This window comes from Fibrobacter sp. UBA7003, assembly GCA_002449765.1.
Lineage (GTDB): Bacteria > Fibrobacterota > Fibrobacteria > Fibrobacterales > Fibrobacteraceae > Fibrobacter.
On the sequence record DJXN01000011.1, the window covers coordinates 50676 to 74087 of the forward strand.

14 protein-coding genes are annotated in these 23412 nt (G+C 56.2%); 7 read left to right on the top strand and 7 right to left on the bottom strand.

The features are described 5' to 3' along the window. The first annotated feature begins 193 nt into the window (after positions 1–193). Entirely contained in the window at positions 194–2839 is a 2646-nt protein-coding gene (alaS, locus tag B2952_RS07995) for an alanine--tRNA ligase (RefSeq protein ID WP_290733294.1), read from the top strand. 10 nt (positions 2840–2849) lie between these two features. On the opposite strand, the gene B2952_RS08000 is transcribed toward alaS, so the two are convergent. From B2952_RS08000 to B2952_RS08015, 4 genes are all read right to left on the bottom strand, one after another. Further along, a complete protein-coding gene (locus B2952_RS08000) occupies positions 2850–4712 on the bottom strand; it encodes a glycosyl hydrolase (RefSeq protein ID WP_290733295.1) in 1863 nt (620 codons plus the stop codon). Between the two features lie 157 nt (positions 4713–4869). Further along, positions 4870–6756, bottom strand: coding sequence for a T9SS type A sorting domain-containing protein (locus tag B2952_RS08005; protein ID WP_290733296.1), 1887 nt, complete (start codon positions 6754–6756; stop codon positions 4870–4872). Between the two features lie 229 nt (positions 6757–6985). After that, positions 6986–9280: a glycosyl hydrolase gene (locus B2952_RS08010; protein WP_290729876.1), complete on the bottom strand. Its 2295-nt coding sequence runs from the start codon at positions 9278–9280 to the stop codon at positions 6986–6988. A 150-nt stretch (positions 9281–9430) separates the two neighbouring features. Continuing rightward, complete coding sequence (locus B2952_RS08015; protein WP_290733297.1) at positions 9431–10438, bottom strand: aldose 1-epimerase; 1008 nt, start codon at positions 10436–10438, stop codon at positions 9431–9433. Positions 10439–10472: 34 nt separating this feature from the next. On the opposite strand from B2952_RS08015, the gene mnmE reads away from it, so the two are divergent. Both mnmE and B2952_RS08025 read left to right on the top strand, forming a co-directional pair. Then, positions 10473–11867 carry a tRNA uridine-5-carboxymethylaminomethyl(34) synthesis GTPase MnmE gene (gene mnmE, locus B2952_RS08020; protein WP_290733298.1) on the top strand — a complete coding sequence of 465 codons (1395 nt, stop codon included), beginning with the start codon at positions 10473–10475 and terminating at the stop codon, positions 11865–11867. Further along, positions 11857–12720: a GRP family sugar transporter gene (locus tag B2952_RS08025; RefSeq protein WP_290733299.1), complete on the top strand. Its 864-nt coding sequence runs from the start codon at positions 11857–11859 to the stop codon at positions 12718–12720. Before mnmE ends, B2952_RS08025 begins: the two co-directional genes overlap by 11 nt. On the opposite strand, the gene B2952_RS08030 is transcribed toward B2952_RS08025, so the two are convergent. Beyond that, positions 12701–13612 carry a hypothetical protein gene (locus tag B2952_RS08030; protein ID WP_290729881.1) on the bottom strand — a complete coding sequence of 304 codons (912 nt, stop codon included), beginning with the start codon at positions 13610–13612 and terminating at the stop codon, positions 12701–12703. The genes B2952_RS08025 and B2952_RS08030 overlap by 20 nt on opposite strands. Positions 13613–13645: 33 nt before the next feature. Here B2952_RS08030 and B2952_RS08035 point away from each other — a divergent pair, with 33 nt between their 5' ends. Together B2952_RS08035 and B2952_RS08040 are read left to right on the top strand one after the other, a co-directional pair. Beyond that, positions 13646–14425, top strand: coding sequence for a hypothetical protein (locus B2952_RS08035; RefSeq protein ID WP_290733300.1), 780 nt, complete (start codon positions 13646–13648; stop codon positions 14423–14425). Between the two features lie 74 nt (positions 14426–14499). Then, positions 14500–14985 carry a hypothetical protein gene (locus B2952_RS08040; protein ID WP_290733301.1) on the top strand — a complete coding sequence of 162 codons (486 nt, stop codon included), beginning with the start codon at positions 14500–14502 and terminating at the stop codon, positions 14983–14985. A 3-nt stretch (positions 14986–14988) separates the two neighbouring features. Here the strand turns inward: B2952_RS08040 and B2952_RS08045 are convergent, their stop codons facing one another. Next, positions 14989–16374: an MATE family efflux transporter gene (locus B2952_RS08045; RefSeq protein ID WP_290729885.1), complete on the bottom strand. Its 1386-nt coding sequence runs from the start codon at positions 16372–16374 to the stop codon at positions 14989–14991. A gap of 250 nt (positions 16375–16624) precedes the next feature. Between B2952_RS08045 and B2952_RS08050 the strand changes: the two genes are divergently transcribed. Then, positions 16625–17770 carry a hypothetical protein gene (locus B2952_RS08050; RefSeq protein WP_290733302.1) on the top strand — a complete coding sequence of 382 codons (1146 nt, stop codon included), beginning with the start codon at positions 16625–16627 and terminating at the stop codon, positions 17768–17770. A gap of 12 nt (positions 17771–17782) precedes the next feature. Here the strand turns inward: B2952_RS08050 and B2952_RS08055 are convergent, their stop codons facing one another. Continuing rightward, on the bottom strand, positions 17783–18664 hold the full coding sequence (locus tag B2952_RS08055) for a GGDEF domain-containing protein (RefSeq protein ID WP_173365801.1): 882 nt from the start codon (positions 18662–18664) through the stop codon (positions 17783–17785). A 270-nt stretch (positions 18665–18934) separates the two neighbouring features. On the opposite strand from B2952_RS08055, the gene B2952_RS08060 reads away from it, so the two are divergent. Continuing rightward, positions 18935–23359 (top strand): fibro-slime domain-containing protein, encoded by a 4425-nt coding sequence (locus tag B2952_RS08060; RefSeq protein ID WP_290733303.1) that lies wholly within the window; start codon positions 18935–18937, stop codon positions 23357–23359. The last annotated feature ends 53 nt before the right edge of the window (positions 23360–23412 follow it).

Here is a 23412-nt window from a genome sequence, read left to right on the forward strand (position 1 = left end):
TTGGATATGTGATACTGTTGATACAGTCTAGTTTGGAAATTTACGTTTTTTTTACGTTGAGAGGAAAAAAAATGTGTATTTTTAAGGCATACTAAATGTTCTCCTCCTAAAGGAATCCCTGGACTTGTCCGGGGGTTTCTTTTTTTTGGATGAAATTTCTATCTTTACGCCCGAAAAATAAAAGGGACACATTATGCCTACAATGACTTCTGCGCAGGTGCGCGAATCTTTCATCAAGTTCTTTGAATCCAAGGGCCACCTCTTTGTGCGTTCTTCGCCGGTGGTCCCGCATGACGACCCGACGCTCATGTTCACGAATGCGGGCATGAACCAGTTCAAGGCCATCTTCCTGGGCGACAATCCGAAGGGCTGGAAGCGCGTATGCAACAGCCAGAAGTGTCTCCGCGTGTCCGGTAAGCACAACGACCTCGACGTGGTGGGCCGCGACAACTACCACCACACCTTCTTCGAAATGCTCGGCAACTGGAGCTTCGGCGACTACTACAAGAAAGAAGCCATCGCCTGGGCATGGGAACTTTTGACCGAAGTGTGGAAGCTCCCGAAGGAACGCCTGTTTGCAACCGTGTATCAGGACGATGACGAAGCCTGGCAGATTTGGAAGGACGTGTCCGGCCTCCCGGATGACCGCATCATGCGTTTTGACGCCCACAGCAACTTCTGGGAAATGGGCGACACCGGTCCGTGTGGCCCCTGCTCCGAAATCCACTACGACCGCGGCGACCTCGCTACGCAGGCCGAAACGTTCAAGGATCCCATCAAGGGCGTGAACGGCGAAAACGACCGCTACATCGAAATCTGGAACAACGTGTTCATGCAGTACGAACGCGTGAGCGACGGCAGCCTCATTCCGCTGAAGGCTAAGAACGTCGATACCGGTATGGGCTTCGAACGTATCTGCGCTATTCTGCAGGGCAAGACCAGCAACTACGACACCGACGTGTTCACCCCGATTATCGCAAAGGTTGCTGAACTTAGTGGCGTGCCGTACAACGATGGCGAAGCCGGTACTCCGCACCGCGTGATTGCCGACCACATCCGCGCAATCTCTTTCGCTATTGCCGACGGCGCTCTCCCGAGCAACGAAGGCCGTGGCTACGTGCTCCGCCGCATCTTGCGCCGCGCGAGCCGCTTTGCCCGCCTGCTTGGCCAGAAGAAGCCGTTCATTTGCCAGCTCGTGCAGGTGCTTGCCGACACGATGGGCGACGCCTTCCCGGAAATCCGCGAACGCAAGGAATTTGTTGCCTCTGTGATCAAGAGCGAAGAAGAAAGCTTTATCCGCACGCTCGACGCCGGCCTCGAACGCTTTGCCGCAATCTCCGCCGAACTCAAGAAGGGCGACAAAATTCCTGGTGATAAAGTCTTCCTGCTTTACGATACCTACGGATTCCCGCCGGACCTCACCGGCATTCTTGCCGAAGAAAAGGGCCTGACCATTGACGAAGAAGGCTATAACAAGTGCATGGAAGAACAGAAGGCCCGTGCCCGCGCCAACATGAAGCAGGGCATCAACACCATGGGTACCGAAGGCTGGACGCAGTACAGCGAAGAAAGCACCAAGTTCGTGGGCTATGAACTTTCCGCTTGCGAAACGAAGGTTGTTCGCTGGCGTGAAGACAAGGGAGTCCTCTCCATCGTGCTCGAAACTTCTCCGTTCTATGCCGAAATGGGTGGCCAGGTCGGCGACAAGGGAACGCTGGTTTCTGCTGATTTGGAAATTGACGTGTTCGACACCGTGAAGGTGAACGACACCGCCCTCTGCCGCGGCAAGGTGAAGAAGGGTACGGCCAACGAAACGACGATGGGTGCCGTGTTCATGGCGACCGTCGATAACGACCGCCGTAACGACATCCGCAAGAACCACTCCGCGACTCACTTGCTGCAGGCTGCGCTCCGCCAGGTGCTCGGCACTCACGTGCAGCAGCAGGGTAGCTTCGTTTCGAACGAACTCCTCCGCTTTGACTTCAGCCACTTCAACGCGATGACTGCCGAAGAAATCCAGAAGGTGGAAGACATCGTGAACGCGAAGGTGATGGAATGCCTGCCGGTCAACACCCAGGTGATGGGCGTGGACGAAGCAAAGGCAAGTGGTGCCATGGCTCTGTTCGGCGAAAAGTATGGCGACGAAGTCCGCGTCGTGAAGATGGGCTGCGCCAATGAAGAATTCTCCAAGGAACTCTGCGGTGGCTTGCACGTGCAGAACACCGGCAACATCGGCCTCGTGAAGATTATCAGCGAATCCAGCGTGTCTGCTGGCGTGCGCCGTATCGAAGCCGTCTCTGGCCGAGGCGCTCTCTCGCTCCTCCGTGCCGGTACGCAGATTTTGACGGCTCTCCGCGAACAGCTCCGCTGCAAGGACGTCGAAGTTCTCGACCGCATCCAGCAGACCTTCTCCAAGACGCAGAGCCTCGAGAAGAGCCTGCAGTCCGTGAAGCTCGAACTTGCGACCCTCATTGCGGCCGAAGTGTTGAACGGTGGCATCAACGTGATGGGCGTGAACCTGTTTGTGCGCGAACTCAACATGCCCGAAGACAAGTACAAGGACTTGCTCGACGGCATCCAGAACAAGCTTGCAACCGACAGCGTTGCCGTGATTGCGAACAAGGTGAACGGTAACGGAAGCATCGCCGTGATGGTGGGCAAGGACGTTCAGGCCAAGGGCATCAAGGCCGGAGACCTCGTCAAGGACCTTGCCGCTGCTTGCGGTGGCCGCGGCGGTGGACGCCCGGACCGTGCTCAGGCCGGCACCAAGGAAGTCGACAAGATTGCCGGTGCCATTGCGAACGCCAACAACTGGATTCGCGCGAAGCTCGGCGCCTAATAAGGCTTCCTTATTTTATCTGAATCTTCTGCGCGAATCTCTCGTTGCCGGATTTGACTTGCACGATGTAGCTGCCTTGTGCAAGGCCCTGCAGCGAGAATGCGTGCGTGCCGGCATCGAGAACGCCTATGTTCAGCGTCTTGATGCGGTGTCCCGTAATGTCGAAAATGGCGATGGCGGTTACGCCCGCTTGCGGTAATGCAATGGCGAGGTCTTTGCCCTGCAAGGAGATTTCTGCTTTTCTGACAATGTTTCGGCCTGCGCGGATGACGTCCGGGGTGATTACTTTGTCCCAGCCGGGCATGTCGTCGAGTGCGATGATGCGTTCGTCGTCGAGGTTCCTTTTCCACATGTCGGTAGGAGTCTTTTCAAGGAAGTTTCCGCTCCACGTCTGGCTCCAGGTCATCCAGTAACTCCAATAGGCCTTGTCTTCGGCGATGCTGTCGATATCCGGAATGGCGCCGTTTTCGCTCAGGGCGATGAGTTTCTTGGTTCCGACGTCGCTCACTATCTTGTTGAAGTAGTTGGCGGCGGAATTGTGGTTGTTAAGCGGGTCGTAGATATCGACCGCGACAATGTCCACGTACTCGTCACCCGGGTACCATTCCGCATTGAGCGCGCTGTAGTCGTAACCGAATTTCGGGTCGGTGTTGATGTTCCATACCCAGATGAGGTTTGTGAGTTTGTTTGTGTTCACCATGCGGTCGAATACGAGTCGGTAAAGTTGCACGTAGCACTTGGGGCTAGCCGTGCCCCACCAGAACCAGCCACCGCTGGCCTCGTGCAGCGGGCGCCACACGACGGAGATTCCCTTTCCCTCGAGTTCCTTGAAATAGCCCGAGACAATGTCCACGTCGGCGACGATGTCCTTGTAGACCTGCGAAGTCAAGTCAATCTCCTTGCAGGTGGAATCCTTGAAGGCCTTCGTGTAGTTGAAGCAGGTGTTGTTGTCGGCCGTCTTCGTGACGCCTTCGGTGCAACCCGCATTCCTGTAGCCTTCTTGCTGCGTGTAGAAAATCGTGTCTTCCCCGACTTTCCAGTGCCATGTGTAGGTCGGGATGCCGCCCATTTCCCACAGCTGCTCGGTCATCACCAGGTTGTTCTCGGTATAACCCCGGAACCAGCCTTCCTCGTGATGCCCGCCCGCGGCAAAGAGCATGTCGAACCCGCCCACGGCAGGGTAGTGGCCGCTGCGCTTGTAGAACTCGGCGATGTCGGTCTGACCCTTCCACGAGACTTCCTCGTCGCTAAACTTGCAGGAATCCGCCGGAGTGCATTCGCCTGCCTTCAAAAGCTTCATGTTGCCGTAGTCGTAGTTGAAGTTCTGGTCGCTAATCATCATGCCGCTTACGGTCTTCTTCATGAAGTTGTTGCGGAGGAATGTGTATATTTTTTGGGCGCTTTCGCTCGCGTTGGGCGATACGGGCAATTCGCTGATGTTGAAAACGGGGTCAGGATGGCGTTCCACGGTAATGTAGTCCACGCCGATGGCACCGTTCCCTACGGTAATCGTGTTTTCGCCGGCACGCATCTTGGCGGATGCCGCCACCACGTAGCTGGAATCGCAGTTGCGCGGGGTGGTGAGCATCGAGCCCGCCTCGACTCCGTTCACGAGGATCTTGGAGGTCGTCCAGTCGTACTGCTTGATGAGCACCTTGGTCGTGATGTCGTACATCGCGGTTTCTTCGACATTCACCGTGAAGGTGAACTCGGTACCGGAGGACTTCGTCACGAACTTCGCTCCGGTGGAATCCGCCGAGACGTCTCCGGCATTTACGCCCGGCTGCGCTTCGGCTTCGTAGACAGTGGGGGCGGCAAAAACGGATGCCGTCACGGAGAATGCGGCTATTGCCACAAAAGACTTGAATTCCATAAGCACTCCATACATCTTATGCTCTAAATATATCCTAAAAAAGGGCTGGTTGTTTTTTTACAAGAAAAAAGAAAGAAAACCTGTTGCGTGGCGCACAATGTCAAAAAAAAATGCCCCCGCAGGCGTGAACCCGCAGGGGCGAGGAGTCAGAAATCCGTTATCTCACAAGTACGGGTTGCGTCGCGGTGATGCCTGCTCCCTTCGCTCGCACGATGTACATTCCCTTGGGCATGTTCTCGAGGCTAAACGCGTAGCTGCCCTGCGCAAGCGCGCCGTGGAAGAGGGTTGCGATGCGCCTGCCATTCATGCCGTAAACGTCCACGCTCACGTCGCCCGCCTTCGCGGTCACAAGCGAAATCGTGCTGCCGGAAATTTTGAAAGATGCTCCCGCCTTGACTGCGGCCACATGCGGTTCTTTCCCGATGGATGTTGTGCCGAATACGATCTTGATTTCGGGGATCATCTCTTCGGTGTTCTCGAAACCGCGGCTGAAGGCATCGTACTTGTCTTCGTTGAAGTCCCAGAGAACCTGGTCGCCCGCCTTGAAATTGTCATAAAGGAGCGTGCCGGTATAGCCTGCGGCGTAGTTCGCGATGACGACGCTCAGAGTCTGGTTGCGATCTGCAAAGCTGGAAATATCGAAGGAGCAGACGGTCGATTCGCCCGCGGGCACAACGCATGCGCCGGCATCGTCGTTCACCGGAGTCCAGGTCCATGCGCTAGTCAGTTTGAAAATTAGGTGCAGTTGCGCATTGGTGGCGCCCGTGTTCGTCACCTCGAACGTGAACGTGCTGGCCTTGCTCAGGTCCCACGTCTTCTGGTATTCAATCTGCGCATTGTCGCCACCGTAGGTCACCGACATCTTGCCGTCGCCGCCTTCCTGGCTGATTGCTACATCCTTGATCTTGATGCTCGCCTCTTCCGTTGCGGCGAGTGCCTTCATGGCGTCAAGCGCGGGGTCAATCGTGTAAGTGTAGCCGCCGAAGTTCGATTCGGTCTTGTCGCCGATGTACTGCCAGGCGAGTGCGCCTGCGTAACCGCCGTCAAACGCCTTGCGGTAGCATTCCTCGGTCGAAATCTGGGTCTTTGCCGCCATGCTTGCGGTATAGGTATCGCCCTTCCAGCCGCTTGCGGGGAACTCGCCGATAATCATCGGCTTGCTGTCGTAGCCGTACTTGCTTGCCATCTGGGCCGCCGTATTCACGAACGGGCTCACGGCATCGTTTTGCCAGTACGGGTAGTAGTGCGTTTGGAAAAAGTCGAGCGTGCCGTTCGCCTTGCCGCCCGCCGCCACGAGGGCCGCGTCGTTCCAGTGCTTCTGATACTGAATGTTCACGCTACCCGTAGAAACGAGCAGTTCCGGGTTTTCGGTATGGATGGCTGCCGCTACCTTGTTCGTAAATGCCTGGATCTTGGAAAGCGCCATCTTCTTGGAGGTCCAGCCGCTGCATTCGCTCGTCATGCCCTCGGGCTCGTTGAAAACTTCCCAGGTCATGAGCGCCTTGTGGTTGCCAATCGCCTTCACCACCGGGATGAGCGCGTTGTCGATAAACGCCTGCGTGCCCTCGTCCTCAAACAGGTTCGTATTCGCGGTGATGTCGAGCTTTTCGTCGTAAAGTCCCCACTGGTTGGGTTCCATCAGGTTGTGGCTGAAGAGACACATCGAGACCATCACGCCGTATTCCTCGGCGATGTCCAGAGCCTTCTTCATGTTGTTGATGGTGTTTTCCTTGAGGCCCGAAACCAGGTGCGTCGTCTGGTCGATTTCCGGGCTCTGGCTCATGTTGTTGAAAAGCCACCAGCGGATAGCGTTACCGCCCGCGGCGCGCGTGCCTTCCACAGCCTTGCGCCAGGCGTTCTCGTTCAGCGGGGAAGCTCCCACGTCGGAATTGTAGTCGCTCCAGGCGAGGTTTGTGCCCGAAAAGAAGATTTTCTTGCCGTTATAGAGCAAATCGGTGCCGCTCACCGTGAGGCCCGGAGCCGCAAAAGCGGTTCCACTGAGCAAAAAGGCCCCGCAAAGAGCCGCAAAACTCAATTTTTTCATATAACTCCTCAAAACGCCCCTTCGGAGGCGTTTACCCGAAAACTATAAATCGCTGGCGCAAAAAGGACATTTTTCGCCTCGGGGTGTTGACAAAAACCGCCGGATTTGTCCACACCGGGCGAGCGCGAAAAAGCTGAACCTGCGGCCATCTTGCGCTTGTTTTGCGGCTTCTATACGAAAAAAGCCCCACAGGCGAAAACCTGCAGGGCTTTGGAGTTAGGAGGAAACTTTACTTGACGAGAATCGGCTTGGTAGCGGCAATACCCGCGCCCTTCACGCGCACGATGTAGCTGCCCTTCGGCATGTTCTCGAGGCTGAACGCATAGCTGCCCGCGGCGAGGTTGCCCTTGTAGAGTGTCGCGACGCGCTTGCCGTTCAGGCCGAACACGTCGACCGATACCATACCCGCCTTCGCGGTAGAAAGCGAAATCGTGTTGCCCTGGATGCCGAACTTGGCGGCAGAGGCGGCCACGGTCTTGATGGCGTCGGAATTGCCGTTCTCGTCCACGAGCTCGATTTTCGAGACGAAATCCTTGCTCTGGGTGGCGGTCGTGAAGAGTTCCGTCTTCTTGTCGAATGCGGAAATCACCTTCCCGTTGTCGGCGACGAGGTCGTCAAAGGTAATGGTGCCCGAGAATCCCACGGCGGCGACCATCAGCGTGACGGAGAAGAGGTTGTCGAGGTCCGTGGGATGTTCCACGCCAGCATCGTCTTCGTACTTGGTGATGTCGAATTCGCAAGTAGAGGAGGCTCCGTCGTTGAGCCAGCATCCGGTAGAGGGGGACATTTCCCAGGTCCAGAGGCTATCCTTCATGCCGTTGCGCACAAAGGCGAGGCCTACCCAGACACCACCGTCTGCACCGCCCGAACCATTGTTCGTAATCTTGACGGAGACTGTCGATGCGCCAGTCAGATCCGGCACCTTCTGCAGTTCGATGTTCGCACCGTCCTCTCCGAGTGTCTTGTAGGTCACGGCCATCATCATGTTCTTGTAGTCTTCCGAAGAACCGCTACCTGCTCCGTATTTGGCATTTTCTGTAGAGGTGGGGCAAACCTTCGTTGCGGAGGCGGCCTCGTTGTAGTTGTCCCAGCCGGGCATTTCGTCAAGCGTGATGATGCGTTCGTCGGCGAGGTTCTTCTGCCATACGCTTGCGGCGGTCTGGCTGACGAAAGCGCTTCCCCAGGATTCGTACCACGGCATCCACCAGCTCCAGGTTGCTCCCTCGTTGTACATATTGTCTACATCGGGGATGGGGCCGTTTTCGCTGAGGGAAATAAGCTTGTTCGTACCGCCCTTGTTGGCAAAGTCGATGAATGCGGCGCTGTTGCTCTGGTGGTCATTAGCCTTGTTGTAGATATCGACGCTCAACACATCGTAGTAGGTTTCGCCCGGAGTCCAGGAAATCTTGGAGGCGTCCTGCGGGTTGAAATCCCAGATAAGGTTGTTCACGCCGTTCTTGAACACCATGCGTTCGTAGAGCAACTGGTAGAGCGCAGCGAACTGCTTGCCCGTGTGCGTGCTCCACCAGAACCAGTTTCCGCCGGATTCGTGCAGCGGGCGGAAGATGGCGGCGACACCTTCTGTCTGGAGGCCGAGGAAAATTTCGGAAACGCGGTCAATATCGCCGACGAGCGCCTTGTAGGCTGCCGAGAGGGTATCCCAGGTGGTGGTGCCCTTTATGAACGCTTCGGTGAAGTCGAATTCAGTGTAGGTTTCGTGTGCGCCCTTCACGTAGAATTCCACTTCGTCACCGGGGCGCCAGTGCCACGTGAAAGCCGGAATGCCGCCCTTCTTCCAGGTGGTCTTCGCGATGTCGATGGCCTTTTCGGTGTACTGCTGGAACCAGCCTTCGTCCTTGTTCGCGCCGGTTGCGTTCATGAGGTCGGCGCCGATGAGTGCCGGATACTTGCCACCGGCCTTGTAAACTGCCTGCACGTCTTCGTGCTGGGTGGCATCGCCCATGGTGTAGGCATCCATATTACCGGTCATCACGCCGGAGATGGTCTTTTTGCCGAAGTTGTTGACGAGGAAGTTGTAGAGTTTCTTGGCAGCGGGGGTCGCGTTTGCTGTGACGGGCGCATTGCAGAGATCGAAAGCCTTCGCTTCGTAAGGCTTGACTTCGATATAGTCCACGTCAATCCAGCCCCAGCTATTGGTGATGGCGATTGTATTTGCGCCTGCGGCAAGGGCGAGGACTGTTTCAACGTCCACAAATTTGTCCTTGTCCGTAACGGGGAAGGAAACCTGCGCGGAGGTGCTTCCGACACCGACATTGTTGATTTTGTCTCCACCGTAGTTGTTCATGTAGTGGATGACGACCGTGTATTGGCCTGCCGCATCGACAGTCACGGTCGGGAATGTGATATCGCCGCCGTTCATCTTGACATACTTACCGCCGGAGGCCGCTGTGCTGGTAGCGACAGCGGCATCTTTGGTAATCGTTCCGTCTTCGGCCTCGTATTGTGCGGCGAAACTGCTGACCGCGGCGAGACCAAACATCCATGCAAATTTTGTGATTTTCATACACGTCCTTTTTTGTTTTTCTTGAATATATATTAATAGTGGGTGTCCCGGCCCCCTTTTTTGGGGTCGCTGCAAAAAGATGTTGGGTAAATCACAACAACAAAAATGGCGAAATTTGCGTAAAAATGGCAAACTTCGTTTGCCGAAGGATTACTTGTACTCTGCGCCGAAGGTGAACGTGCGTTTTTCGCCGGGCGGGATGACGATGAGTCCGCGGTGATGGTTCAGCGCGTCGGGCTCCGATGTCATGGGCTCGATGGCGATGCTCTCGCGGGTCGGGGGCGTGTATATCTGGATGGCGTTGTACTGCCCGAGGCGGGCGTCCTGCCAGAGGGTAAGCTTGCCGTTCTTGCCTTCGAGCGTAACGATGCCTCTTCCTGCTTCTCTCGGATTGCTGTTGTCCACGAGGCAGAAGCAGTCGTTGATGAACTCGTCGTTAATCTTGCGGCCTGCAGTAAAGCGCGTGTCCGCATGGAAGTTGCCTGTCGGGAGGTCGGCGCTGTCAAGTTCCGCAAGGAGCGATTCGGGGAGTGTCATTACCAGGTCGTTGATTTTTTCACCTAGCATGTAGTACGGGTGCCAGCCTTCGGAATAGGGCATGTCCGTGTTGCCCATGTTCTCGACGGTCGATTCGACCTTGTACGCGTTCCCGGAGAATGTTATTTTGTTTGTAGCACGGAACGGGAAGGGGAATCCCGCGAAGGCACCCGGCCAGTCGCAGGTAAAAACGGCAGAGCAACTTTCGTTATCGCTTTCGAAACGCTCGAATTTCCATTCCTGGTTCTGCAAAAAACCGTGCAGGGCGTGCGGGGCCCAGCTTACGTTGTTGATGAGCTGGTGGGTCTTGCCGTTCCAGGTGAACTTCGCGTAGGCGGTGCGCCCGGGGTAGGGGGCTAGCCTGCAGCCCGCGTTGGTGTCGGGGCCCATCTTGAAGATGTCGTCGCCTTCGCGGTAACCGAAGAGCAGGTCAAGCGTTTTTTTGCCGGCGCTTGCCTCGGGTGAGTTGCCCGCGGAGGCATTGTTTGCGACGGGGATGCGCCAGGCGTTGAGTCCGCCGCCGTAGCCGCTCAAGACTTCGAATTCGGCGCCGTCGTCGCGCTGGAGGACAAAACACTGCACTGTGCCGATAGGGCGGGAAATCAGTTTGTAGTTGCTCATGTGGGGTAAGATAGAAAATGCTATCTTTCTTGCCATGGATTCCCAGACGATAGTCGCCCCGATGACACCTGCCGGCGTGAGTGCCGTGGCCGCGCTTCGCGTGAGCGGTCCGAAGGTGCGTGAAGTTGTCCGAGCCCTGTTTGGCGAAAAGCGTGCAGCTGCGCTTGAACCGCGTATGGCAAATCTCGGCAGTACGCGAGACCCGCAGTCGGGCAAGCTTATCGATAGCCTATTGTATATCTTCTTCGAAGGCCCGAATTCCTATACCGGCGAAGACGTGCTGGAACTCTACCCGCACGGGAACCCGCTTATCGTACGCGACCTGCTGCAGGCAATCCGCGGGCTCGATGGCGTGCGTCTTGCCGAGCCCGGGGAATTCACGCACCGCGCCTTCCTGAACGGCAAGATGGACTTGACGCAGGCCGAATCCGTGGCCGACGTGATTCACAGCGCGAACCGCGCAGAACTCGAGAACGCTCATCGCCTTCTGGGGGGCGCCCTCTCGAAAAAGATTGCGGCACTCGCTTCGCAGGTCAAGGACATCTCGGCGCGCCTCGAACTCGATGTGGATTTCGCGGAAGAGGAGGCCGACCCGGACTTTGCGGGCTGGGAAGCGCGGTTTGTCGCTGTCCGCGAATCCATCCAGCAAGTTTTAAACAGCTTCCACGGGAAGGCTTCGCTCAGCAGGCTCCCGCTGGCCGTGCTCTACGGCGCGCCGAACGCGGGCAAGTCAAGCCTCGTGAATGCCCTCCTGGGCGAAGACCGCGTGCTCGTGAGCAACGTACCGGGTACGACGCGCGACTTTGTGGAAGTGCGCCTCTTCTTGCCCGGTGGCGAAATCCGGCTGGTCGATACCGCGGGCATCGCTGCGCAGGCAACGGACGAGCTCGACGCGCTCAGCCAGAAGAAGAGCAGGGAAATTCTCGAAGAAGCCGACATGAAGATTCTCGTGGTGGACGGCAGCTCGCAGGAATGTCATTCTCGCGAAGGCGAATTAGCATCTCGTCATTCTCGCGAAGGCGAGAATCTTAGGATGTCCGCTTTCGCTGACATGACAAATAACGCGGACCTTGTCGTTTATTCCAAGTCCGACCTGTGCGCATCCCCGATTCCCGATGGCGGACTGAGCGTTTCTTCCAAGACGGGCGAGGGCCTTGCGGAACTTCGCCAAGCGATGAACGCTTCCTTGTTCAAGCAATCTGCGGACGCAGAAGACCTCTGGATTACAAGCGAACGCGAGAAGGCCTGCCTCGAAGATGCCCTTGCGGGTATCGACCGCGCGCTCGACCTGCTCCGGAACAATCCGGCGGTGGAACTGCTCGCCTTCGAGATGCAGGTGGTGCGCCGTGCGCTCCAGAGCATAACGGGCGAAATTTCGTCCGAAGACATTTTACAATCTATTTTCGCGGGGTTCTGCATTGGCAAGTAGCACTCTCAGTATTATCGGCGTCCTGATCGGCGTCTTCGCGTTCGGGACATACATGGTCCCGCTCAAGAAATACCCGAACTATTCTTCGTGGGCGTTCCTCGCCATGATGGCCGTGGGGGCGCTTGCCTGTTCTGCGATAATCGCCTGCGTCACCGGACAGTTCAACCTGCAACCCGTCGGCGTGATTTGCGGGCTCCTCTGGGTTGTCGGCGGTGCGCTCTGCTTCTGGGCGGTGCAGGCCGAGGCGGACCTCGCGGGCACGGGACTGCGCTCCATGAGCGTGAGCATCTTGCTTTCGTTCATTACGGGTGTCACGCTGTTTGCCGAGCACTCGCTTTTCTACTTCTCTATCCCAGCCATCGTGTGCATGCTCGTGGGTATCTGGATCCCGGCGGGGCACATCAAGCATATCTGGAAAAACTGGCGCTCGCTCCTTTCGGGAGCGGTGTTCGGCTCGTACCTTATCCCGTACAAGCTAAGCGGGCTTGGGGATATGGAATTCCTGTTCCCGTTCTCGGTGGGCGTATGCGTCGGGAGTGTCGCTCTCTTTATCGTGCTCTCGCTGGCCCGCGGCAAACGCTTTGAAATGCCTGCGGTGCCGTCGCTTTTCGCCTTTGCTGCCGGCATGCTCTGGATGCTCGGGACACTCGCCATATTCTGGGCCATCGCCGACGATGGCATGTTCGGATATGCGGTGGGCTATCCGCTCCTGCAACTTAATTTGGTTGTAAACCAGATGTGGGGAGTCTTTGCCTTCGGGGAATATGCGACCCGCACCGAACGCTTGAAACTGGCCGCGTCGACGGTCATTATCCTTGCAGGTGCAGCCCTGCTTACACTTTCAAAGATGTAATTTCCGACTCGAATGCTTCGGCGGATTTTGCGTCCTCGTTGTAGAGGGCGCAGATTTTTTTTGTACTCAGTTCCAGAACCTTGCGGGCAAGTTCGTTGTCGCCCTGCTCGCGCAGCATGCGCAGCGATGCGTCGATGCGCTTCACGTCCAGCGGCTCGGGGTAGTCCTTCATGAACTTGTACAGCAGTTTCACCTGCCGGTCGTAATCCTCGTCGGTTTCGCAGGCGAGCAGGAAGGGAATCACCTTCACGTTCAGCAGGTTCCCGAGGTCGCCCACGAACGTGTTCAGCGAGGCTCCTTCGGGGAACAGCTCCACCGTGTCGCTCATGATGTCGTCGTTGTCGAGGAACTGCCCGTTCTCGAACTGCGAGAGCATGTCGTTCAGGAGTTCCATCTCGTGCTTCTTCGTCTGCTCGCGGTAACGCGCCTGGTAGTAGATGGGGAGCGTCGTGAGGCAGAAGTGCGCCTGGTTCGCGCCGATGAATTCACCGACGTAGTAGATGTCCGCGTCTTCGTTCAGGATGTCTTCTTCCTTGGTGAAGTTGCCGATACGCGCCGGAATGGGGATGACTTCCATGTTCGAAAGTTCATGCAGCCTGTCGCGCATGGTTTCCACGTCGAGGTTTTCGGGCAGTTCGACACCGTTCTCCTCCATCGTTTCGAGGAGTTCGTTCAGGCGCTCGTCCATTACCTGGTTCCTGCGGTGGCGCGAGGGCACGGTCGGGTTGAACTTGCGGAAATCGCCTTCGAGCGTCAAGAGCCCGTTCTTGATCATGTCATCGAACGGAGAGTTGCTTTCTTCGGCGTCGGGCGTGGGCAAAATCCTTGCGTAGGCAATCATCCTGCCGCAAAGCTTATCGTCGTTTCCTTTTTTCTGTTCAATTCCGAGCATGTGCATAATATAGCAATTTCTATCTTTGCGTTTATGGAAAGCGCAACCTGGCAAAAGATTCTCGACCTGTGCAACAGGCTCTCGAACGTCACGTACGAGAACCTCACGAAAATCATACGCCTCGAATCTACCGGCAGCGCTACGGCCGCGCGCAACCTCGACGACAGCGACCAGAACGATATCGATACCTGGATGGGCGGCGGCACCTGCTTCAGCATGACTTGGCACCTGTACCAGAGCCTGCGCGACATGGGGTTCAACCCGCGGCTCGTGATGGGCCACAAGCGCAAGGAGAGGAACATCCACTGCGCGCTGATTTTACCGGATGCGGATTCAGATTTCCTCTTCGATCCCGGCTACCTCATCTTCGACCCGCTCCCCATCCCGCTCCCGAAGCCCTTCGGTGCAGGGGAGGCGCTTTTTCCGCTGGTGCCGAACAGCGTGCGCCTCGTGCGGCCCGACATGGATTCCATGGAACTCTGGACCGGCGGCGCGCTCAATGGTGCAGGGAAACTCAGCTCCCCGATGAAGTTGCGTTTCGAATACCCGGTGGCAGGCGTGAGCGTCGAGGAGTTTAAGCAGCACTGGTCCGAAAGTTTCTACCGCGAGATGATGACCTACCCGGTGTTGAACCGCCTCGACCGCGAGCGCGGCGTGCAGTACTATTACCAGAAGGGCAACCTCGTGACCCGCGACGCAAACGGCAGCCGCATGGAACGCATCGCCGAACCCGAAAGGGTTGAAAAATTGAGCGAAATTTTCAGGCTTTCGCCCGAACTCGTGTCCAAGGCGCTTGGTATCCTCTCGAAATAAGTATATATTTGTTTTATCGTCATCCCCGCACAGGCGGGGATTTTTAAGCATTTCAGGAACATAAGGAGTCCCATATGAAAAAGATTCTGGCCGCTTTCGCCATCCTCGCTTCCGCAGCCCTCATTGCCTGCGGCCCCTCCAAGCTCGGAATCCAGGAGATGTCGTCTGCGTGCGACGTGTCCATCGAAGTGGGCAAGGTGCTCGACGATACCATCAGCCTCTATGTGGGCAACATGTTCTTCTTGAACGCGAAGCAGACCGTGAACGAGGAACTCTTCCCGCTTTCGGCGAGCATCCGCGACCCGATGAATATTGACGTGAAGGGCCGTACCGACGTGATTGCTTCCGGTGCCGACTTCATTGCCTATCTCCGCCGTTCCGCCCCGAACGCCGTGAACTTCGGCATTGTCGTAAACGAGGCCGCGAAGAACGAAATCGGTTTTGACGAGACTAAGACTGTCAACCGCCTGGTCGAAGTTTTCAAGACCCTCGAAGGGGGTTCCGTCATCCTCTTCCACGAGAAGGACGGCCAGCTGACCGACGCGAAGAAGTTGTTCTAAGGTTTATTTCAGCTTCTTCAGTTCGTGCCGGAGCATGAGCACGCCGATGATGGCCGCACCCGTGTCGGCGATGGGCTGCGCCATGAACACGCCCTTCAGTTCAAAGAAGTGCGGGAGCACGAGCAAAAAGGGAATTAGCAGAATCACCTGCCTGCAGGCGTTCAGGAACATGGACCTGAGCGCCTTTCCCGTACCCTGGAAAAAGCTGCCCGAAACGAGCCCGAGCGGAATCATGAAGAACGCCGCCCCGAAAATCCGCATGGCCCACGCGGCGACTTCTTGCAGCTTGAGGTCGGTAGGTGCGAAGGGGGCCACGAACACTTCGGTCTTCCACATCAGTATCGCCCACGCCACGAGCATAAAGCTCCCCGCGTAGATGAACGTGAACTTGAGGGTGCCCTTCACGCGGGCGTTGAGGCGCGCGCCGAAGTTGTACCCGATGATGGGTTGCGTCCCGTGCACAAAGCCGAGCAGCGGGAGCAATATGAACGAGGCGATGCTGTTCACGATGCCGAATGCGGAAATCGCGAGGTCGCCGCCCGAGAGAGCCCCCGTATCGTGCAGGCTGATCGCCCCATAGGTGGTGAGGCTCCAGTTGAGGATGGCGTTCATCAGGCTGTTGCACACCTGCATAATGCTGGGCGGAATGCCGAGGATGATAATCTTCCTCACGTACGCGAAGCGCAACTTCATGTGGCGCCAGCGGATGCGGATGGGGGTATCTTTCTTTACGAAGAACTGCGTGATGAGCGATGCCGCCACCAGCTGTGAACCGATGGTGGCCCACGCGGCGCCCTCTATGCCCCAGCGGAACTGCACAATGAACAGCCAATCGAGCGCGATGTTCGTGACAGCTCCGATGACTTCGCGGAACATGGCCGTCTTGGGGTGACCCATGCTACGGATAAAGTGGTTCATGCCCGGGGCGACCGTCTGGAATACCGCACCGCAAAGCAATATGCGCATGTAGCTACTGGCAACGGGGAGCGTCTGATCGCTTGCGCCGAACAGGCGGAGCAGGGGCTCCATGAATATCTCGCCGAGCGTGAACGTGGTGGCGGCCATCAGTAACAGGAGCGAGAACGAGTTGTTCAGAATGATGCTTGCCTGGATGTACTTCTTTTGCCCGAGGCGGATGGCGAACAGCGTGTTGCCGCCTACGCCAATCATCATCGACATCGCCATGATGAACAGCATGATGGGGAAGCACAGCGTGATGCCCGCGATGCCGAGGCTTCCGACTTCGTGGCCCACGAAGAGGCGGTCTACTATATTGTAGAGCGCGTTCACCAGCATGCTCACGATGGAGGGCACCGAGAACTGCAATACCAGTTTCGGGATGCTCGCGGTACCAAAGGAATTGAGGCGCTCGGAATTCAGTTTCGACATTTCGGCGCCAAATATAGGAAAAGCGCGCAAGACGGGTAAGGCGTGAAAACTTGTTTCCCGAACACTGGTGTCCGGCCTGCATATGAAACGACTGTTGCATATAGGGATAAAATATGTAAAATAAACAAAAAGTTTGTGATTTTGATTAAATTTTATTGATTTTGTTTTATAAACTATTGCTTTTTTTGAATGAGGGTTGTATATTTGGAAAAGAATCGAACATATATTTAATAGAAAAAAGGAGAATGGTATGAAAAGGAAACTTTTGAAATCGACATGTAGCATTGCTGCGGTGGCCCTTGCCGCGTTCATGTTCGCTGCCTGCGACGAAGACAGTCCGAGCGCCCCGGTCGGCGGTGACGAGAAGTCTTCTGCTGTCGAGAGTTCCGATGCGAAATCTTCGGGCAATGATGAGCCCGCTTCTAGCGAGACGGCTCCCGAAAGCAGCTCCGACGTTGCGGAAAGCTCCAGTTCCTTGCCGGAAACGCTGTCCAGCTCTAGCCTGGAGGAACGCTCTAGTTCTAGCATCTTCAAAGCGTGCATCGACATGGATGGGATGTGCCCGCCTTGTGAAGGTGACTTTTGCCCTGTGACAAATGTGGCCTGCAACCATTGCGATGTAGACGGCGAAGTGGCTCCTGACTGCAAGGGTGGCCCTGACTATGTATGCAGCGACAGACTCTGGAGGCAGATAAAGTCTACCTGCGAACATATTACCGATTACGACGGGATGAGCGCAGAAGGAAACTGCGTCGGGAGAAACGGTGAGTTCGCTACCGATTGCGAGACCGAGCAGCAATTCAAGTGCGTCGATAATTACTGGAGTGTCATGAATGTTGTCTGCCTTCCGGGTGGCGACTGCAACGGCGACGGCATCCCCGACGGAATCCGCAGGCCTGACCTGGAGCCCTGCGACACGGACACCCTGCTGGAATTCTATGGCCGCGCTTACCAGTGCATTGAAAACAAGTGGGTGTACCTGCCGCCTCCGACCACGTACATTAATGAAAAGGCGACCGACGTCTCGGCCATGTATCGCGGCGGTCCGGCGGTTTCTCCGCGCGTCGTGAAGGTGGAAAGCGCTAGCGGCGCGGTTACCTTCCGTGACGATGGTGTGCTTGTGGACGACCGTTGCACTTTCAACGGGCTCGATGCGGAACTCAGGGGCGATACCCTGATTGCCTCCGTCCTGTATCCGGGATGCACAACGACCGGCGGCGGGTCCATGGGCGTCATCACGTTCACTCTCAGCAGTGATTTTGCCGACGTGAAATACATCAGGTATTCAGGCGAAACGAAAACCAAGCCGGTTTGCGAAGCCGAGGAACTGCTGCCCTGCGGGAACACTTCCTCTTGCAATACCTGCAACGGCGATCGCGACGTCGCGGGCTGCTAAGGGTCCTGTGTCTTAAAAGGCCACGCGGTTCCTGCCGCTTTCCTTGGCCACGTAGAGCATCTTGTCGCACTGCGCGATCATCGCTTCGATTTGCGGAATGTCCTCTCCCTGTTTGGAGCAGAGCCCGAGCGAAATGGTCACCGGGATGACCGTATCCTTCCACGAGAACTTGTGGCGTTCCACGGCCTTGCGGAGGCGTTCGGCGCTCTTCTGCGCGTCTTCGGGCGAAATGTTCGAGAGCAGCAGCAGGAACTCCTCGCCGCCGTAACGGGCGAGCAGGTCGGATTCGCGTTTCTCTTCCTTGAGGATTCGCGCGATTTCCTTGAGAACCATGTCGCCGCACTGGTGGCCCCAGGTGTCGTTCACGCGCTTGAAGTGGTCTGCGTCCACCATGATGGTGTGCACGAATTCCCCGCTGCGGCGGGCGAGCGCGAGTTCTCCGAGGCTTCGGTCCATAAAGCTGCGGCGGTTGCTAATCTTGGTGAGCGGGTCCATGGTGGCTGCTTCGTAGAGGGCGCGGTCGAAGGCTTCTTCGCTCTTGTCCTTGAATTCCACCTTCAAGACCATCTTGCCGACCTGCAGGCGCTTTTCGGAATCGAGTTCTGCAATCTGCACGGGTTGCCCGTCCACGAAGGTGCCGTTGGTGCTGCCGAGGTCGCGCACGGTCACGTGGACCCCGTCAAAGTCGATGGCGCAGTGCTTGCGGCTCACGAGTTCGTCGTCGAGTCGGACTCCGGCATCCTGCCCGCGGCCGAGGATGGTCGTACCTTTTTCAATGGCGATTTGCCGGAACTGTTCCTGCGGGTAGAGCACTATCAAATGCGGCCTCAGTTCGAGCCTCTCGAACTTGATTGTCTTGCCTGGGGTCACGATGGTCTGGTCCAAATCTTGCATAGGAACTCCGGTTTAGGGTAAAAATAGAAAAGTTAGATAGGAAAGATGTAAAAAATCATTTACAAAAAGGCGCTTTTTTCTTGTGATATCTTGTGATAATTTGCACTTTCTTTTGTTGACTGGCCGGATTTTTACCGAAGTAAACGTATTTTTAACAAAAAATAAAAAAAGAGTTGGCTTTTTTTCAAAGAAAAGAATAAATTTGAGGTCGGTGTGGCATATTAAAAAGGCCGGTCTTTTTGGTATGCTTAGTTGGAAGGAAAACCATTGATGGAAACAAAAATGATGAAATACATGAAGATCTCCCTGTGGAAGTGGGTTTTGGGTGCCTGCATGCTGTTTGTTGGCGTGCAGAGCGCTGCAGCCGCATGTACGGGTACGCTCCATTTTAAGAAGCCTGACGAATGGCCCGCTTCTTTCTATGTGACCATGAATAATAAGGCGGCCCTTGTCACTGCGGCGAACAAGAACCCCACGACGGGTTATTATGATTACGACTTGTCGAACGCCCTTGGCGAAGCCCAGGAAACGGCATTCGGCTTGGCGAACTCTTCGTCAAACCCGCTCGACTACATCCTTGCCGCTGTATGGAATGGTCACTCTGCCTATGACCCGAATATTCCGAAGAATTCTCGAGATATCGCATGCCCGAGCACCAAGGGCACGACGGATGTCTGGGTTCTGGAAAACCCGAAGCAGGCGGGCAAGACCCTAGTTTCCTATACCGAACCGAATATCAAGTACATGTATGTGCTCGTGCCGGACGAAGCGGAGTGGAAGGCGACCGTCCCGATGTGGTCTCCCGATGGAACCTACGCGAGCCGCCAGCCGTTCAAGGTCGCGCCGGGTATGTGCGGATGGTACTACGCCGTGTGGATGGACGAACCCCTGCCGACATCCTTCATCTTCTTCAAGGACGATGACGCAGACTTGGAAGATGCCATTGGCTTGGACGGTTGGGAAGCGGATGTGCTTATCCCGATTCCGATGGAAGTCATCTATAACCAATATAATACTAACAAGGTTTACTTCATTGCCGATGTTGACTTGGCCGCAGAAAGCGCCGTCGACCAGATTTCGATTACGGACCCGGGCCTCGAAGGAAACTGCACCTACAAACTGGCCGCAATCCTCTACGATACCGATGCTAGCTTGCATGGCGCCTTTACCTGTGATGCCTACCCGCAGGTGGCCACGAACGGATGTGCCGTGGCTGGAGCCCCTTATTCCTATCCGGGAACAATCCCCTGTATCGGCGTGACTCCGGGGATTGTGAACGCGACGCTTCCGGCGACAAAGAAGCCGGTCTATAATCCGGCGAGCGGCTGCTTCGTGAGCCAGGAAGCCTTTGACGTGATGTTCAAGCCCACACCGGGCGTGAACTACCAGCACTGCCGTGACGTCACCTTCAGCCTCACCAAGGATGGCCTGTGGGAATACGACAGCTATAACGAACCGACGGGCGCCTTTACCATCTTGAATGACCTGCTTACCGATCCCACTTGCCAGGCTGATGCTGCTTGCAAGAAGGCGGCAACTGCCAGACCGGGTCTCGGTAACGTGAGGTATGGTGTCGGTGAACAAGGGCAAACACCTACTCAAAATGGAATTTCACAGAAGGCTCAGACGCTCCTTCCTGGTGTTTCTGACTGGTCTGCCATTGAACCGACAACCGGCTTGCCATACATCGACCTCTATCCGGTCTCTGACGGCGAATTTGGCGATGGTAAGCATCCCAACGTTTACGACAACTCCACCTGGGATACCCGAATCAAGGGCAACAACAACCAGATGTTCTGCTTCGAGTCCCACGCCAAGTTCACTTACCGTCCGGGAATGCAGTTCTCGTTCCGTGGTGACGATGACATCTGGGTGTTTATCGACAACAAGCTTGCCGTGGACCTTGGCGGTACGCACTTGGCAGCCCCGGGCTACGTTAACCTGGATCAGTTTACAGGAGCTAGCGGCGCCCTCGTGGCCGGAACGGACTACGAAATCGACATTTTCTTCTGTGACCGCCGTACCGACATGAGTAACGTGCGTATCAAGACGAACATGTACATCAAGCAGTCGACCGGTATCACGATTGACCCCAAACCGCAGGGCGATGGTGGCCTCGAACTTGATGTCTGCGTGCTCACGAGCGGCGGTGGCGACTGTGCCTCCGTGCTTGCCGGTACCGATGAAGGTTCAGAAGAATGTGGAGATAGTATTAAAACTGAGATTGCCTTCAAGATTGTCACCCGCAAGAAGGAACCGGTGCAGGGTTGTGGCGACTGTGCCGCTTTGACTCCGGGAACCATCAACCATGGCGGTATCGACCTCACGAACCCGAAGGTGCCGAAGTTCAACCAGGAAAAGATGAACGGACTTCCTCCCGGAACCTACTACCTCGCCATTACCGTGGATGGCAAGACTGCCTACCATAAGTTCAAAATCAAGGGTAACCTTGATGTCGTGACGCAGGATGTCGAGTTCCCGAATACCGACGGAGATGTCAACATCTACCCGGTCGGAACCAAATGGAAGTTCGAGGGCATGGGCCTCGCCGGCACGCGCCTCCCGATCTATGTATCCGCTCCGGACGATCAGGGCACGGTCGACCTCGCTTCTGCAGCGAACCAGACCTACACGCTCACGCTTTCTGCGGGTGCCACTCTCTACAAGAACAAGGAAGATACGACTCCGCTCTCTGTGCCTTATAACGGCAGGATTGACGAGAACGGTATCGATACCCTCTGGGTGGAAGTTCCGCTCGCTGGTTTGACTGCCGCCGAAACGAAGGTTACGGCTTCCGTGCGCACCGCTGTCGCGACACTCTCGTTCTTCGCCCCGCAGCTGTCGTTTGCCAAGCCCAAGACGACCGACTCCCTCGGCAACGTCATGGAATGGACTACGATGGATCAGGATCCCGATGTGGATGAGGATGGCGATGAATACTTCCACTGGGTGAATGCCGACGTGGACTTCTACCTCATTGTCCGTAACCCGGCGACGGGAGCCCTCTGCACGGAATGTAATTTTGCCCTGGATATCCTGGATGCCTCCAGCGGAGTTTCGGGTGCTGTCAGCGCTCTGGTAGACGGTGTCGCCTTGGTGCGTATCCGTTCGAGCCAGGTCTACGATGACCCGAGTCAGCCCGCGGCGACCATGCTTGTGGGTGCTGTCGCGAACAACGCAGTCGCGGCTCCCTATGGCAACATGCATTTCTACAAACCGCCTGCACCGATGCCGCTCATTGTCGACATGTTCGACGTGAAGGGCGCTCCCACGGGCGAAATGAACATCTCGTCTAAGTTCTACAAGGAATCGGCGGACTACTTGGATGGTAGGGCGGACTCCATGGCGGTTATCTATGACCGTGCCATTCATCCGGACTCCATCCCGTTCTTCCTGTGCCTCAACTTCGACGAAAAGCACCTGGTGAAGATCAATCCTTATGATTTGGGTTATTCTACTAACCCGAAGGACAAGGAAATGTTCTGCTCCACGCAGTTCAGTGCTGCCGAAATCAAGGAAGCCTATGACAAGAGCCCGGATAACGGCCAGACGCTCGTGTTTGCTGTCGACGATCCGTTCACTGCCGATGTGAAGACTTTGGTACTGAACGAAGACAGGATTGCATCGTTTACGACCTACAAGTGGAAGGGCGATACCGTGAAATCGTTCTTCGAAGGTCACCTGACCGACCGTATGGCTCCGATTATCCTTTCGGCTCGCGCTTCGGCAGAAACAGACGGTGGCGTGTATGACCAGGTGAAGATTGTCGCTTCCGAACCGGTGATGGTTCTGGATGGCTCCGTGGCAACCTCGGCATTCAGCTATTATCTGAACTCTGCTGTCGATGAAGCGTTCAAGGAAGAAGAAGCCAAGTATATCCATGTGGAATCCCAGAACTCTCCCCAGAACAAGAGGGATACGCTTACGCTCCGTTACTACAACGATGACAAGCTGAAGCCGACTCCGCACGTGGGTGACTACATCCGTTTCCGTGCCGATAACGTTGTGTGGGCCGACTCCTCGAATGGGGCCGCTCCGGGTGCCGATACGCTCAGGCCTGCCGACGATGCTTCTTGGCACTGGAATTCTCCGACGAACTACAATGCTACGGACCGCTTGCCGTCTCCGTGGGTGCAGGTTGTGGGTGATGCGAAGATCGACGTGACCACGATTCCGTATAACGTTGCGGATCCGTCGGCCGTGGACGAAAATACCCCGGTGGGCGAAGTCTTCCCGGTCAAGACGAGCGAGAATATGGACGATGTCAAGTCGGCCCACCCGAATACGCTCGGCCACTTCGTGCAGTCTGACATGGGTTCCATCATCGGTGCCGATACATCTTTCACGAGGGTGTACCAGAACAATCCGCATGACATCTACTTCTTCTACGAAGTTGACTACTACACGAACCTCGGCTCGTTCGTTGCTCACCAGAGCGGAAAGATTTACTGTGACGATGCGTTCTTCTCGGCCGACCCGACCCAGGAAGGCGCCGTGGGCGACTGCGTGAAGAACCCGCGCAACTTCTTCGTCGCATGGAACATGCTCTCTGACAAGCACCGCCTCGTGGGTACTGGTGCCTACATCACCAAGTACTCGTCCTACGTGAAGCTCGGTTCCGTCGGAACCAAGGGCAAGAAGGAAAAGACCGAGGTCTGGGGCGTAAAACGCGGCACGGGCGTTGTTAAGAAGTAATAGCGCTTCTTCGGTCTAAAATGAACTTGCATCCCCGCCCTCAGGGCGGGGAT

Bases quoted from the DNA above. Each gene is read 5' to 3' on its own strand.
- alaS (WP_290733294.1), top strand. From the start codon at position 194: ATGCCTACAATGACTTCTGCGCAGGTGCGCGAATCTTTCATCAAGTTC.
- B2952_RS08000 (WP_290733295.1), bottom strand. From the start codon at position 4,712: ATGGAATTCAAGTCTTTTGTGGCAATAGCCGCATTCTCCGTGACGGCA.
- B2952_RS08005 (WP_290733296.1), bottom strand. From the start codon at position 6,756: ATGAAAAAATTGAGTTTTGCGGCTCTTTGCGGGGCCTTTTTGCTCAGT.
- B2952_RS08010 (WP_290729876.1), bottom strand. From the start codon at position 9,280: ATGAAAATCACAAAATTTGCATGGATGTTTGGTCTCGCCGCGGTCAGC.
- B2952_RS08015 (WP_290733297.1), bottom strand. From the start codon at position 10,438: ATGAGCAACTACAAACTGATTTCCCGCCCTATCGGCACAGTGCAGTGT.
- mnmE (WP_290733298.1), top strand. From the start codon at position 10,473: ATGGATTCCCAGACGATAGTCGCCCCGATGACACCTGCCGGCGTGAGT.
- B2952_RS08030 (WP_290729881.1), bottom strand. From the start codon at position 13,612: ATGCTCGGAATTGAACAGAAAAAAGGAAACGACGATAAGCTTTGCGGC.
- B2952_RS08035 (WP_290733300.1), top strand. From the start codon at position 13,646: ATGGAAAGCGCAACCTGGCAAAAGATTCTCGACCTGTGCAACAGGCTC.
- B2952_RS08040 (WP_290733301.1), top strand. From the start codon at position 14,500: ATGAAAAAGATTCTGGCCGCTTTCGCCATCCTCGCTTCCGCAGCCCTC.
- B2952_RS08045 (WP_290729885.1), bottom strand. From the start codon at position 16,374: ATGTCGAAACTGAATTCCGAGCGCCTCAATTCCTTTGGTACCGCGAGC.
- B2952_RS08050 (WP_290733302.1), top strand. From the start codon at position 16,625: ATGAAAAGGAAACTTTTGAAATCGACATGTAGCATTGCTGCGGTGGCC.
- B2952_RS08055 (WP_173365801.1), bottom strand. From the start codon at position 18,664: ATGCAAGATTTGGACCAGACCATCGTGACCCCAGGCAAGACAATCAAG.
- B2952_RS08060 (WP_290733303.1), top strand. From the start codon at position 18,935: ATGGAAACAAAAATGATGAAATACATGAAGATCTCCCTGTGGAAGTGG.